General features: G+C 55.7%; 6 protein-coding genes. 5 read left to right on the forward strand and 1 reads right to left on the reverse strand.

Annotated features, from left to right (window positions below; all coding sequences use genetic code 11):
* The first annotated feature begins 6 nt into the window (after nucleotides 1-6).
* Genes AC3G2T_RS17505 through AC3G2T_RS17515 form a run of 3 tightly spaced genes read left to right on the forward strand, consistent with a single transcriptional unit; the run spans nucleotide 7 to nucleotide 6,716 of the window.
* Entirely contained in the window at nucleotides 7-882 is an 876-nt protein-coding gene (locus AC3G2T_RS17505; protein ID WP_488436341.1) for a carbohydrate ABC transporter permease, read from the forward strand.
* Between the two features lie 29 nt (nucleotides 883-911).
* Entirely contained in the window at nucleotides 912-2,579 is a 1,668-nt protein-coding gene (locus AC3G2T_RS17510; RefSeq protein WP_488436342.1) for an extracellular solute-binding protein, read from the forward strand.
* 18 nt (nucleotides 2,580-2,597) lie between these two features.
* On the forward strand, nucleotides 2,598-6,716 hold the full coding sequence (locus tag AC3G2T_RS17515; RefSeq protein ID WP_488436343.1) for a PA14 domain-containing protein: 4,119 nt from the start codon (nucleotides 2,598-2,600) through the stop codon (nucleotides 6,714-6,716).
* A gap of 511 nt (nucleotides 6,717-7,227) precedes the next feature.
* On the opposite strand, the gene AC3G2T_RS17520 is transcribed toward AC3G2T_RS17515, so the two are convergent.
* Nucleotides 7,228-8,403, reverse strand: a complete 1,176-nt coding sequence (locus tag AC3G2T_RS17520) for an acyl-CoA dehydrogenase family protein (protein ID WP_488436344.1) — start codon at nucleotides 8,401-8,403, stop codon at nucleotides 7,228-7,230.
* Between the two features lie 330 nt (nucleotides 8,404-8,733).
* On the opposite strand from AC3G2T_RS17520, the gene AC3G2T_RS17525 reads away from it, so the two are divergent.
* A complete protein-coding gene (locus tag AC3G2T_RS17525; RefSeq protein WP_488436345.1) occupies nucleotides 8,734-10,395 on the forward strand; it encodes a hypothetical protein in 1,662 nt (553 codons plus the stop codon).
* Nucleotides 10,370-14,884 (forward strand): amino acid adenylation domain-containing protein, encoded by a 4,515-nt coding sequence (locus AC3G2T_RS17530; protein ID WP_488436346.1) that lies wholly within the window; start codon nucleotides 10,370-10,372, stop codon nucleotides 14,882-14,884. Before AC3G2T_RS17525 ends, AC3G2T_RS17530 begins: the two co-directional genes overlap by 26 nt.
* Nucleotides 14,885-14,906 lie beyond the last annotated feature (22 nt).

Here is a 14,906-nt window from a genome sequence, read left to right on the forward strand (position 1 = left end):
CCCGTCATGAAATTAACTTTGGACGAAAAAATATTCAACGTGCTGAGCTATGCCTTTCTCGGTCTGGCCGCGATAAGCTGCGCCCTGCCATTGCTCCATATCGTATCTTTATCGCTGAGCAGCTATCAGGCGATCGTATCGGGGCACGTCACATTGTGGCCGCAGGGCTGGACTTTTGAAGCGTACAAAGCATTGTATGCCGGCACGAATCTGATCAAAGCTTTTCGCAATAGTGTCGTCATTACCGTTGTCGGCGTAGCACTCAGCATGTGGTTTACGGTGATGGCGGCGTACCCGCTGGCCAAATCCTATTTTTATGCACGCCGTTTTTTTACGCTGGCGATCGTATTTACGATGCTGTTCGGAACGCCGCTGATTCCTTTGTTTCTCATTGTGAAAAGCTTGGGCCTGCTCGATACTTACGGCGCCATCTGGCTGCCGGGATTAATCAGCGCGTTCAATATGCTGGTGCTTCGGACCTTCTTCATGAATATTCCGGAAGAGCTTGAGGAAGCGGCGCGGTTGGACGGCTGCGGAGAGTGGCGGCTGCTCGCCGGCATTATGATCCCGTTATCCATGCCGGTCTTGGCTACGCTGACGTTATTTTACGGAGTGGGCTATTGGAATTCGTTTTTGCATGTGCTCATGTTTCTGAATGACAGCGCCCGGATGAATTTGGCGGTCATGATTCAGCAGATGGTGGCCAGCCAATCCGTCCTGCAAGAGCTCAATTCAGTCCGCCAGGACGATTTGCAGCAAATGACGCCGGAATCGATCAAAGCGGCCGGGGTGATCGTATTGATAGTTCCCATGCTGATGATATACCCGTTTTTGCAAAAATATTTTGTAAAAGGGGTTATGATCGGCGCGATTAAAGGCTAATTAAACTGCTTGAGGGGAGGGGGATGACCGTGTTTACCGCAAATAAGAGTCACCGCAATGCGTTAGTGCTCACGTTGGCCTGTACCGCCGCGTTGGCGGGCTGCTCGGCCGAGAAGTCAGGCGCCGGCACGTCAAGTTCGAATGCTTCCAAGGCGTCGGAGGCCGGCAAAAGGGGAGCGATCAGCGTTTCGGTATATGACCGGGGCAACATTCCTCCGGAGGAAGGGAATTGGGAGAACAACCGCTGGGTGGAATGGATCAACAAGAACGGTCCTGCCGATGTCAAATACACGCCCGTGCCCCGCTGGGAATCGTTTCCGAAGTTTAACGCATTGCTCGCTTCCGGGACCGCGCCGGACTTGATTCTGGAGTACGACGCCAACTACAGGAACAGTTGGTATTCGCAAAAGCTGCTGATGCCGATCGATGACATGGTCGACAATTACAGCACGACTTATAAGCAAATTTTGGAGAAGTACCCGCTGCTGCGCAAAATAGGAACGAAGGAAGACGGCAAATTGTATGAAATCGGGCGCTTGAATGTCGTCGCTCCGCATCATCGCCTGTTAATCCGCGAGGACTGGCTGCAGAAGCTGAACCTGCAGGTGCCGACAACGACCGAAGAGCTGTACAAAGTCGCAAAAGCGTTCGTGAACGACGACCCGGACGGCAACGGCAAAAAGGATACGTTCGGCATCAACTTGAGCGGAGTCGGCTTTTCGGTCATCAGCCACATGTTCGGCCGTTCGATCGATTGGGCTGTGCAAAACGATAAAATGGCGCATGATTGGGAGCGGCTTCAAGCGTCGGTGGAATTCCAGAAGCGTCTGTTTGACGACGGTCTGGTAGATAAAGATTTTTTGACGGATAAAAACGGGCAAAAAGGCATTCAAGATTTTATGAACGGCAAGCTTGGGATTTTTGCCATCGACAGCGCATGGTTTACGATATCGAATTATGAAACTTTGAAGAAAAACAATCCGAATGCCAAAGTCATTCCGATTGCGCTGCCGAAGAGCCAGTTCGGCCAGTTCAGCCCGATTATCAGCACCCCGGTGCAAATGGTCGGCGTTGTCAATGCGAAAGCGAAGGACCCGAAAGCGATTATGCAGTATATCGACTGGATGGTCGATCCGAAAAACGCGAGCTTGCTGAAAAACGGCATCGAAGGCACGCATACGCAAAAAGGATCAAACGGATGTCCGCAGCCGATCGATACGGAAAAAAACAAAAAAGAGCTGTACACGGACGATCTGAATATGATGAGGTCCGACCTGCTGCTCGGCAAATGCGCGGAAGTGTATTTGGTGAACCTGCGCCCTGAAGTGCCGACTCAGAAAGAACTGCTCGATATCAACCTGAAATCCAAAGAAATTTATATCAACAAAGAACGGCCGATTCCATCGCTCGGCTACGATTTCCTGCCGGTTCTGCCCGATGATCTGCAGGCTATCGTCAAAAGCACGAGCAAATCGAACAACATCGATAAAGGCGATATTTGGCTGAAAGCTCTGGTAGGCGGCGCCGGCTACAGCGCGGAGCAGGCCGTTAAAGATGCCAAAGCGGTTTGGGAAAAAGCAGACGGCAAACAGGTCGACGATTACTACGCCAAATGGTATGAGACCAACAAATCCAATTCGTTCAGCATTGATGACCTTTACAAGTTCGCCGAACAGTCTCAAAAAGAACTGAAATAGAACGAAGGAGGAGATCGTATGAGATCTCTGCAAAAGTGTAAACTCCTTATTTCCGTTCTCCTGTTCTCGATTATCGCCCCCCTGCTTCCGCTGTTTCCGGAGTCGGAGCATCATGCGCATGCGGCGGCAAGCGGCATTACCCAAGATTACTGGAACAACGTCCCCGGCGGCAAAGTGGAACAGATCCCTTTAAACACGCCGCCGACGAGTTCGCGGATATTGCCGAACTTCGAGGCGCCAAGCAATACCGGCGATTATTACGGCTCCAAAATTTACGGGTTCCTGACCCCGCCGGTCAGCGGAGGCTATACGTTCTGGATTGCGGCGGACGACAGTTCCGAGCTGTGGCTTAGCCCTGACGGCGAGCCTGCCCATAAAGAGAAAATAGCCTACAATACGGTTTACACCAATCCTCGGGAATGGGAAAAGGCTCCCACCCAGAAATCGGTGCTCATCACACTGATGGGTGGAAAAAGGTATTACATGGAGGCGCTTCACAAGGAAAACGCTTCGAATGACAATCTGGCCGTCGCCTGGCAGGGGCCGGGAATTGCCCGGCAGGTCATACCGGGCGCTTATTTGGCTCCTTATGTACTGCCTGCCGCACCGACGAATCCCGTAGAGAACGATGCCGCGAATACGTTCGGGTGGACTCCGGTTCCCGGCTATGAAGATACGGCCGCGTACGAATACAGCACGGACCGCGGGTATCACTGGCAAACCGCTGCGGCAAATCCCATCCAGCTGGACAATGCAAACTATACGGCCGGGCAAATTCAAGTCCGGTTGAAAGAAATTTTGACGCAGCCTGCCGGAAACATTTTGCGTTCGACTGCTTTGTTCACAATGGTTAGAACGGAACAGCCTCCGCAGACCTATACGCCGCTTTGGAGAATCGGCCTCGACGACGGGAAGTCGGCGGAATTTACCGATTATAAGCAGACGCCGGTGGAATCTGTAACCGTTCCGGCCGACTGGGCCGCCCGCACGGACTGGAGTTCGGTGTCCAAAGGGCTCCATCTCGGCAAAAACGGTACGATGGTGATTTCGTACAATTTGGCCGCGGTTCCGGACTACGGCGTGCAGTTCAGCTTCCGCAGCCTGGATGCTTACGTATCCGTGCCGCAATTGGCTGTATTTTCCAACGGAACGATGGCCGGTTTGATCCAGATTGTCGGCTTGAACGGCGGAAATACGTCCAAAAAATTTAAAGAGACTTACGAGCTTTATATTCCGAAGGAAATGCTGAAGGCCGGGCCTAACGAGCTGAAGCTGTCTTTGGACAGAGGCTTGTATGCGGGTGCAGGCGGAGACGATTTCCACTGGTTCGAATGGGACTATGCCAAGCTTGAGGCGTTGGGAGCCCCGGCCAGCGAGCCGATTCACGGGCGGTACACCCGTATGGGAACGGCGCTTGTGTCCCATGTGCTGAAAGACCGCGACCTGCAGACGGCGGAAGTGGTGAAATGGCTGGGACTCGCTTACAGCGGCAATGTGATCCGTGCGGGCCAATTTTCGCGGGAATGGCTGACTGTGCTGCGCGATTTGAATATGGCGCCGGTGCTTTTGCCGTTCGGAAGTTATATCAAGGATGCCGAGCTTGCGTCGGGGGTCGTCCCGGAAAAGCTGAAAGATTACTATAAAAAGCTAATCGAGGAAAACGGGGACCTGTTCGAATATATCGAGCTGGACAACGAACCCGGCGTTTTTGACAACGCTTTCGCCGCCGATTTGGCGCTCGCCAAGTATGTGAAAGAACAGAAGGCTTTGCTTAACCCTTGGTTGAAAGCGGTTGCACCGGGCTGGGCGTACTGGCCGTCCAAAGGAACCCCCGACGGATGGGAGCGCGATCCCGCTTACCGCAGGCAGATCGAAGACTATACCGATATGACGAATGGCCACAGCTATACCATGACCGGTATTGCCGGCGGCGACGGAGGCGCTTTGGTCGAGACGCTCAAGACGTACCCCGAATATCAGGGCGACGGCGTGGCGAAGCCGATGATGATGACCGAGACGGGAGCCAACGATTTTCATACCGACAATAACCGCTACGATACGTTCGATCACCGCTTTGCCGCCATTTTTGACCGCGAAATGCGCAGTACGATCGGCTACCTTGACTACGTCATGCAGCATGCGGCTTACTTCAGGGAGTACAGCTTGCTGAAAGAGGATATCGAGATGAAATCCGCCGACGATGCGGAGGCGTGGATCCATCCGAGCGACCCGGATGAAACGCGTCTGAACGTATTCCGCCGGCTGGCGCTCGCCTACGGCACCCACGGCAAACCGCTGCCTTACGTGTATGCGAATCAGAGCGAGCTGGCCGGGAAAAAAGCATACTTTCGCGCGGTAGACACCTCTGCTATCGAAACCAGCAATACCGGCGCAAAGTCCGATAAGATTTTGCTCAATTTTGTTAATTTTGAAACGGTGCCGGTGACGATGAACGTCTATATCACGATGCCGGACAGCGTCGAGTATGCGGGGGAGCGTTTTGGCGCAGGGAACAAATATGCGGATGCGCGCAGTTTTGTTGTCGTGAACGGCGCCTCAGGCGCGCAATTATCGGAAACGCTCCGGCCGGGAGAAGCGGTGCAGTATATGTTGACCCCGTCGGAGCACGTGGCGCCGAGCAAACCCGGCCTGGAAGCGCGGGCCGTTTCCTACAAGCAGATCAAGCTGACCTGGCAGCCTTCTATCGACAATAAAGCAGTTGCCGGATATAAGCTGTACGATAACGGAGCGCTCCTGGCTAAACTGCCGAAAGCCGTAACCCGTTATTCGCATAATGACGTAAGACCGGAAAGCGCACACTATTACACGCTGATCGCTTATGACGATTCGGGCAACGAGTCTGAGCCGAGCGACCCGGCGGCTATTTCTTCGCTGACCTTGCCTGCATCCCCTTATACGACAACTTCGGCGGGGGCCTTGCATGTTGAAGCGGAGCAAACGGAGCTGGAGGGAGTGACCAACCATGGCACATTCGTTGGCATGTACTTTACGCAAGGACGGTTGAACGTGTTGAAGGCGCCGGTCAAAGCCAACACCAATTATATCCTGAAAATGAAATATAGTGCGGCGGCGAACAAAAAGGTGAACCTCGTTATCGACAACCAGTTGAATCGGGTCCTGGATTTGCCGGGAACGGAGCCGAACGTTTATACCACAGTCGAATATAACGTCACCATGCCGGCGGATACGAGCAACCTGGTGCTGTCCATTGCCAAGAGCAGCGATAACGTTTTTGCATTTTTCGATTGGTTCGAGCTGAAAGAAGGCACTGTGGATGAAACCCCGAAAGCGCTTTGGACGAATATCGCCCATAAAAGCGCGAATATGTACTATTCTTCACCGACCTTCGGAACCGGCGCCAACGGAGCGGATCTTCACGAGACGTCGACGTCCGGCGATTACGCAGCGATGGGCTTTAAAGGTACGGGAATCCGCTGGTATTCCGACATCGAGTCCGCTTTAGGCGAAGCTGACGTGTACATCGACGACGTCCTGCAAGGGACGGTGAATTTGAAAACGGCGAACACGCAAGGCGCGCAAAAAGTTGTTTTCGAAAAAACGGGGCTCCCGATGGAAAACCATATCGTTAAAGTCGTCGCTAAAAACGGCAAAATCATCCACCGGTCGTTCGAATTTTTGAGCTTGGAGCGTCAGCCCTATACGCCGGGCCCGGATCTTATCGTAACGGACCTCGGCACGGACCCGGCCCAGCCCTATGCCGGACAAAAGGGTGTCCGCTTTTACGTGACGGTGAAAAACGTCGGCATTCTCCCGACGCCAGACGGCAAAATAACCGGAGCCGTATTCGGCCTGAACGGCGGCTCGTTCGGATATACGGACACGTACAGCCAATCGATCGGCGTAGGGGAAAGCGTGACGCTGTATACGAACGCGGGCGGCGAAAACGGGTATTGGGAAGTGCCAAACGGGGAGGCGACCTACCAGTTAAGCGTCCATATTAACGATATCGGGCGATTCGCGGAAATGGACCGCACGAACAATACCAAAACGGTAACTTTCCTGGTAAGCAAGCAGAATCCCACGCCTCCCGCGACAACGTCGGCAGCGGACGGGATAACCGGGGCAGACGCGGATAACAACAAGGGTGTTCATTGATCACGACGCCCCCTGAACGGCCGGCAGTCCGGCCGGGAAGCTCCCTTGCGGCATGCGAAATCCCCCCAGCTCGACTGGGGGGGTTCAGGGGAGCCGGTCTGGCGGCTGCTACCACTTGCGAATTGTGGAAATCTGCTCGAAATTTCATACAGAAATTTGACTGATTTCGTAAAATCGAAAAATAAGTATGAAAAATCGAACAGAATCGTGCTTACCAGCGGTAAAGATGACATTTGTATGCGAAAAACTAAATAGAATGCGCAAAAAGGACTGCAATAGGCCGTCTCATGGCAACCAGTTCCAGCATCCGCCCGGCGCAGCCCGCATGCACCTGGGGCGCGCCGGCCCGCATGCACCTCGGGCACGCCGGCCCGCATGCACCTCGGGCACGCCGGCCCGCATGCACCTCGGGCACGCCGGCCCGCATGCACCTCGGGCACGCCGGCCCGTATGTGCCGAGCATCGCCATTCCTGTCTGTCGCCGAGCGGACGAACCTAAATGATGGGCCGGTCAGCTTCCTAAAAGCTGGCCTGCGTGCGCGTCATGGTGCTGCGTGCCGTAGACGTTCATGCCGTAATCGCCGATCAGCGATTGCAGCACTTGGGAAGTGCCTTCGATGATTTCCATTATTTTCGCCTCCCGCATGAGCCGTTCTGCCGGGAAATCGTTCCGGCATCCGTTGGCTCCGAGCGCCTGCACCGCTTCCGAAGTCACTTGGACGGCCGTCTTCGAGGCCACATATTTGGCGATCGTCGTCTCCATCATGGCGTCGTCATGCCGGCTGTTCCTGAGCTCGCCGGCTCTCAAACAGAGGGCGCGCGCGGCGTGCACCTTCGCCACTGCTTCGCCGATCATCGCCTTCACCGCCGGAATTTGACCGAGCTCATCCCCCAATTGCCGGCGGCTCTTGGCGTAGGAAGCCATGAGATCAAGCGCTTCCTGGGCGATCGCGAGCGCTCCCCAAGCTACGCTGTAGCGGCCGTGATCGAGCGCTGTGTTAACGACGTAGCTGAAGCCCCCGCCTTCTTTGGCGAGCATATTTTCTTTCGGCACCGCCACGTCGCGCAGCTCGATTTGGGCCAGATGGGTTCCCCGCGAGCCGATCATGCCATGGATGGGCGAGGTGCGCAGCCCTTCGCTCTGATGGCGTTCCACGATAAATGCCGACAACTGCCCGACATCGCCTTTGGCGATGACGATAAAAAAATCGGCGATGTCCCCGAACGAAATCCATTTCTTCGTGCCGGAAAGAATATAGTTTGCTCCGTCGAGCCGATAGGACGTCGTCAGCTCCGTCGGATTCGTGCCTGCATCGGGCTCCGACAAGGCGAATGCGCCAAGGCAGGCGCCCGATGCGATGCCGGGCAGCCATTGATCTTTTTGCCGCTCGGTTCCCCAGCGCAGCAAGCTTTCTCCGACGAGCGACGTCTGGATCGTCAGCAAAGTCCGCGCCGAGCAGCACGCTTTGCCGATATGCTCGGTCAATTGCCCGTATTCAAGCGGATTCCACTCCAATCCGCCGTACCGTCTCGGAAATGTTGCGCTTAGGAAACCGTACGCAGCCAGGGCGCGAATCGTCTCTGCGGGCATTCTTTCCTCGCGGTCGCAAATTTGCGCTGCGGGGCGGATCGCTGTTTTTACGAACTGCGCGACGTCGTCGTCATCATAAGGGCGGAAGCTGTTCATGCCACAATCCTCCTCTTTCAATCGTTCTTAAACGTTTCTACAATGAAGACAAAATTCCTTTATTTGGATTTAAGGAATGCGGATCGCTAATTTTAGGGTTAAAAAATCGCCAATATTGAATGTATTTTCGCCGTGTCTATATATGATATAATTTCCATATTCATGTAACTAACTGACGATGACGTCTTCACTTTCAACCTCACTATCGCGTCTGCCAGTCGGGCGCATTTCACTTCTTTTTATCCAAACTTGCCTTTTCAAATTTGTTAACCGCTTACATTTTGGTAATTTCGAACACAACCACATATTGTTTCCGGAGGGATTTTTCGCATGGAAATCGAGATGAAGCCTCTGCATGACGGAAAACGCACTTGTTTGCAGGATTTGATCGCGACTGTTGCCGGGCATTGGAACAGGCCGAGCGACTTGATGTTTTCGCAATCATGGGGAGGCAGCTTTAATCCCTCGGCCGGTGTGGAAGCGTATATGATCGGCGATCGTTTTGAGGCGCAGTTTGAAACCGCTTTAGACGAGCTCGACAGGTATCACGGCATTGAACTGCGCACTTACAATGGCATTGGGGCGGAGTCCGTGCTTAAGCATGCGGAAGAAAGCTGGCAAAGGGGATTGCCCACTATCATTTACCTGGATCATTACTGGACTCCCTGGCTTGGCGGCTACCAATTCAGCCATCGCGAACATTATGTGCTCCTTACAGGGATAAACCGGGAAAAAAACACCCTTATTTGCATCGATACGTTCGGCAGCCAGGGGAGGGAGGAGCTGCCTGTAACGGATTTCTTGCAAGGCAGCAACGGAAGCTGCGGCGTATTCCGGTTTCACTCGAACGTCGAAGAGGTTGACGTGGCGCAGTGGGCGGACAGGCTGCGCAGGAAGCTGTGGCCGGAGGAAGGCTTAAGCGTATTTGACAGCATTCACCGGTTTGCGGATGCGCTGGAAGACCCGCGTTTTGACATGAGACGGGAAGTGGCGCCCGCAGCGGGGGAGACCGTTTGGGTAAGCCCCATCATTTGGAACATCATTCACGCCGAGCGGGGGCGGTACTGTTTTCAAGCGGCGGCATCGTATATCGGCGAACGTTATAGCGATTCGCGGTTCAAGGAGCTTACTGCGCAATTGTCCGAGTCGGTAAGCGAATGGATCGTGCTGAGAAATATGCTGCTCAAACATCATTATTTGAGCGTGCCGTCCTCCGCCGGACTTTTGGAGAAAGCCATTGATAAGCTGCATCGGACAGCGGAACTGGAGCGCAAGGCGGCCGAACGGTTTCTTCATCAAACGTCAAGCGGGCAGACTTGGCCGGCTGCATCCGGCATCTCCCATGATGGCGGTACTGAGGCGGTTGGCCGTTTGCCGGAAGGAAGCTTGGAGCTGCCTGCCGTGCGGATCGATTTGGCCGCATTTTTCAACAATACGGGCTTTGGCGGGCTGCACTCGGGCGCCACGCTTACTTGCATGGACGGCGGCGAGCATTTTTTGCTGGAGGATGGGGGCGATCCGCCGCCATGGAACGACGAAAGGTGCCGTCCATTTGCAATCAACGAACCTGTGCGCGGAAACGGCGACAATGTGATCTGCCTCGGGCAGTCCATTCCGGTCCAGGCCGACTGGTACACCCATCTGGCATTGGTCGGCTGTGCCGAGTGGGGGAACTATAAGGATACAGTTACCCTCGTCTATGAAGATGGAACGGACGGGCAAGCCGCTTTGGCTCTCACCGACTGGAATGCCGATCAACCGGTTTACGGCGAACAGATCGTATGGAGCGGGAAAACTGTCTGGTACGAAGGGGACAAGCCGCACGTTCTAGCCGGGAAAAAGCTGTATGTGCAAGCTGTTCCGCTTAAATTCGATAAACGGTTGGTAAGCATGACGCTGCCCATTTGTCCGAACCTGCATGTGTTTGCCTGCAATCTCTATATTCACCGGTCGAAGGAGGGAAATCATGTCGCAGGAAAATCCGATGTTTGAACTGCTGCAAGCCCAACAACGGATTTGGTTTATCGAGGAGACGTTCCCGCAAAGTCCCATCTACAATATCGGAGGGGCGGTGCTTTTTCAATCGGGCATCCGCACGGATTTGCTGGAGCGCGCTATATTGTCCGTCGTTCCGAGGCATGACGGTTTGCGGCTGCGTTTGTCCATGGAGGACGGAGTCGTGCGTCAAACCGTATCCGGGAGCTGCCCGGACAAGCTGGAGCATGTGGATTTCAGCGGGGAAGCCGATCCTGAACAGGCATTTGCCGCATGGTTGCAAAAGCAGGCCGAGACGCCTTTCCGGCTGTACGACGCCCGGCTTTTCGAATTCGTTATCCTGAAGATTTCGGAGCGTGAAGCGGGCTATTTTTTGAAGTTTCATCACGCGATTGCCGATGGGTGGTCCATGAAGATCATTACGGAAGATGTGCTGGATGGCTACGAAAAGCTGCAGTCCGGGGGCGAGCCGGATTTGACGAAAGCCCCTTCGTATTTGCTGGCCGCAGAGGAAGAGCGCAGCTATCTGGAATCGGAGCGCTGCCGCAAAAGCCGAGCGTATTGGCTGGACAAGTTCAGTGAGTTGCCTGAACCGCAGCGTGAAAGCGCGTTAACCCGCCACGCCCGCAGAAGCACCGTGCTGTTGGAACCGGAGACGACGCGCGCGATCAGACAGTGGGCAGCCGACAACGGCCTGACGGAGAACGTGTTTTTTACGGCGCTGACGGCCATTTATTTGCGCAAATGGCGGCGTCAGAGCGATATCGTCATCGGCGTGCCCGTGCTGAACCGCTCCGGCAGGAAGGAGCGCCAAATCTTCGGCATGTTCGCTGGTTTGATGCCTTTGCGGATACGCTTCGACGCCGGTCAAACGGCGAAAGATACCGCGATCAAAGTCGGACGCGAATTGAAGGCGGGGTTTGCGCACCAGAAATACCCGTACAATTTTTTGGTGCGGGACCTGGAACTTCACCGTTACGGAAGCGATACGCTATTTGATGTGTGCGTCAATTACAGCAACGCCTCTTTGGTGCAGGAGTACGGCGGCATGCCCGTCCGGAATATCGATTTCTTTCCCGGATATCAGACCTACGGCCTTCACCTGCTCATTAAAGATTGGGGCGGCAACGATTCCATTCGGCTCGATATCGAGTACAATACGGACGATTATGAGGACAGCGATATTGCGGACATGGTTACGCACTTGAAGCGGATCATCACGGCGATGTGCTCCGAATCGGACATGCCGGTCGAACGGCTGGAGTGGATCGGCGACGATGAACGGCAGTGGCTGCTGAATCATGGGGCAGGCGCGGCCAAGGACAACGGTCCCCGGACGATGATTCAAGCGGGGCTGGAAGAGCGCGCCCGCACGAGCCCGGAGCTTCCGGCGCTCAGATTTGAAAATCGGCGGATGTCATACGGCGAGCTGAACAAGGCGGTGAACCGGATCGCCTGGGGATTGAGAAAGGCCGGTGTGCGTGCCGGAGAGACCGTCGGATTGTGCATGGAGCGCTCGGCTAACGCCGTCATGGCCGCGCTGGGGATTTTGAAGGCGGGTGCCGCCTACATGCCGCTCGATCCGGCGTATCCGCAGGAACGGATGAAGCTCATGCTGGACAAATGCGGCGCAGCGCTTCTTTTGACCGATGAGCGGCAGCAGGAGCGGCTGAATGGCTTGCATCCGCACATTTTGTCGGTTCAGGACGCGGATTTCGGACAAATGCCCGATAACGATCCGCCCTGCCTGCCGAATGCGGCAAGTCCGGCTTACGTCATTTTTACTTCGGGTTCGACGGGACAGCCGAAAGGGGTCATGGTGGAGCATGCGGCATTGATCAACCGGATCATGTGGATGCAGCGGCAGTACCCGATTGCCCCCGGCGACGTGGTGCTGCACAAAACGCCGCTCACATTCGACGTATCGGTGTGGGAGCTGCTGTGGTGGAGCGCCGCCGGAGCGGAAGTGTGCGTGCTGCCTCACGGAGAAGAGAAAGATCCTACCGCGATCGCGGCATGCATCCGCACGGCCGGCGTAACGGCCGTTCATTTTGTTCCTTCGATGTTGAGCGCTTTTTTGACATCATTGGAAAAGGGAGTCGTTCCGCCGGATGATTTGCGTTCCGTCAGGCACGTATTCGCGAGCGGGGAGGCGCTGCCGTCCGATTATGCCAGGAGGTTTTACGCCGTCTTGCCGGCAGGCCCTTTTCAGGCACAGCTGCACAACCTGTACGGGCCGACGGAAGCGGCGATTGACGTGACGTCTTTCGATTGTCCGCACGACTGGAGCGGATTGTCCGTCCCTATCGGCAAGCCGATCGACAATGTGAGGATGTACGTACTGGACGAGGAGCTGGAGCTTGTTCCGAGAGGAGCGGCGGGCGAACTGTGCATCGGGGGGATCGGGCTTGCCAAAGCGTATGTCGGCGACGAGGCGCTGACCGTTTCCAAATTCGTGCGCTTGCCGGCCGGAGGAGAGCGCGTTTATCGGACAGGCGACTTGGCCAAATGGCTGCCTGACGGCAATTTGCTCTATTTGGGCCGGATAGATCAGCAGGTCAAAATTCGCGGCTACCGGATCGAGCCCGGTGAGATCGAATACGGGCTGCTGACGCACAGCTCGGTCAGGGAGGCGGCCGCTATAGCAAGGCAGGATGCGGCAGGGGGCCTTTACTTGTGCGCTTACATCGTTGCCACCAAGCCGGTTGAAGAAGACGAGCTGAAGCAGCATCTCGGCTCGATCGTGCCGGCCTACATGATTCCGGGCCGATTCGTATTTTGCGACTCTTTGCCGATGTCCGCGCATGGAAAAATCGACCGCAAGCTGCTGCCGGAGCCTCCGGCGCCGAGTGCAGACGGCAGCAGCGCGCAGCCGGATAACGATCTGCACAAAGCGGTACTGAGCATCGTCCGCACGGTATTGGCGGATGAGGGGATCGGCCTCACGGACAACTTTTTTCGGGTTGGCGGCGATTCCATCAAAGCGATTCAAATCGCCGCCAAGCTGCACGAGGCGGGCATTGCGATCAAAGTGAAGGATTTGCTGGGAAATCCGCTACTCTGCGATGCCGTCCGCTTTGCCCGGTACAACGAAGCCCGCGAAGAGCGGCGATTTCCGGCCGGGCCGCTCAAGCCGACCCCGATTATGGCGTGGTTTTGGTCGAAAAACCACCCGCATCCGCAGCACTGGCACCAGAGCGTTGTGCTGAAATTGCGCAAAGATACGGATCGGACCGCACTGGAGAACGCCCTTGCGGGTATGCTGCACGCCAGAGACGTTTTCTCGCTGGCGCTGACGGCAGGCAAAGACGGGCCGGGCTTGGCATACCGGACCGATCGGGAGCCCGGACCTGCATTTCGCCTGGAGGTCCGGGATTTGACCGCATTGCCCGAGGCTGAGGCGAAGGCGGAGCTGAACAGGTGGGCGGACGGCTGGAAAGCGCAGCTGGACTTGGAGCGCGATTTGCCGTTCAAAGCCGCGCTCGTTCTTTTGCCGAATGAAGAAATTCGGCTGCTGTTGACCGCTCACCATCTCGTGACGGACGGAGTGTCCTGGAGAATTTTGATCGATGAGTTGGATCAGCGGCTGTCCGGCGCATTTCAGGCTGCCCGGCAGCCGGCGGCCGCCTATTGGGAATGGGCCGAAACATTGCATGCGGCGCTCGACGATGCGTATGACGAGCTGGCCTACTGGATTCGCGAAATATCGTTCAACGAATCCCCGGTCCGCCCCGATTTCGATGCCGGTCCGGATTCGTACAAGCACTGCGGCAAAGCGGAGCGGGTGCTGGACCGCGGGGCAACGCTGGCATTGATGGACGCCTCGAACGATGCGTACCGGACAAGGCCGCTTGAATTGCTGCTGGCGGCGATGACGTCGGCGGTACACAAGCTTTATGGCGGCAGTCAGCTGCCCGTTATGCTGGAAAGCCACGGCAGGGAAGCCGTGTCCGAAAGTTTGAATGCAGCAGGAACGGTCGGCTGGTTCACGTCGTTGTTCCCGGCCAAGCTGCCGCACCCGCAGCAAAATGCCGCCGAACATATTATCGCGACGAAAGCAGCGATAAGGCGCATTCCGCAAAGCGGCACCGGCTACGGGGCGCTGGCTTACCTGATGGGCGCCATCGATCCGGTGGACGAGCGTCCGTTGATCCGCTTCAACTTTTTGGGCGATCTGGACTCGGGCTTGAAAGCCGAATGCTGCTTGCTGACTGATGAGTCGTACGGTGCGGATATTTCGCCGGATAACGAACTGAACTGTCTGCTGGACTTGAACCTGTATGTATATGCGGGCCGTCTGCATATGACCGCCGTTTACAGCCGAAATAAATTTAAGCCGGAGACGGCGGACCGTTTCCTGCAAACGTGGGAGGAAGAGCTGCACGGGCTCATCCGCCATTGCGCCGATAACAAGTCGTATGTGCTCGCCGCCGCCGATTTCGAATGGTCCGGACTTAGCCAGGAAGAGCTTGACGGGCTGTTTTAAGTTGAAATATACGCCTAGCGTG

Source organism: Paenibacillus sp. sgz302191 (assembly GCF_057749925.1).

Coding starts and splice junctions, on each gene's coding strand:
- AC3G2T_RS17505 (WP_488436341.1), top strand. CDS start 7: ATGAAATTAACTTTGGACGAAAAAATATTCAACGTGCTGAGCTATGCC.
- AC3G2T_RS17515 (WP_488436343.1), top strand. CDS start 2,598: ATGAGATCTCTGCAAAAGTGTAAACTCCTTATTTCCGTTCTCCTGTTC.
- AC3G2T_RS17520 (WP_488436344.1), bottom strand. CDS start 8,403: ATGAACAGCTTCCGCCCTTATGATGACGACGACGTCGCGCAGTTCGTA.
- AC3G2T_RS17525 (WP_488436345.1), top strand. CDS start 8,734: ATGGAAATCGAGATGAAGCCTCTGCATGACGGAAAACGCACTTGTTTG.
- AC3G2T_RS17530 (WP_488436346.1), top strand. CDS start 10,370: ATGTCGCAGGAAAATCCGATGTTTGAACTGCTGCAAGCCCAACAACGG.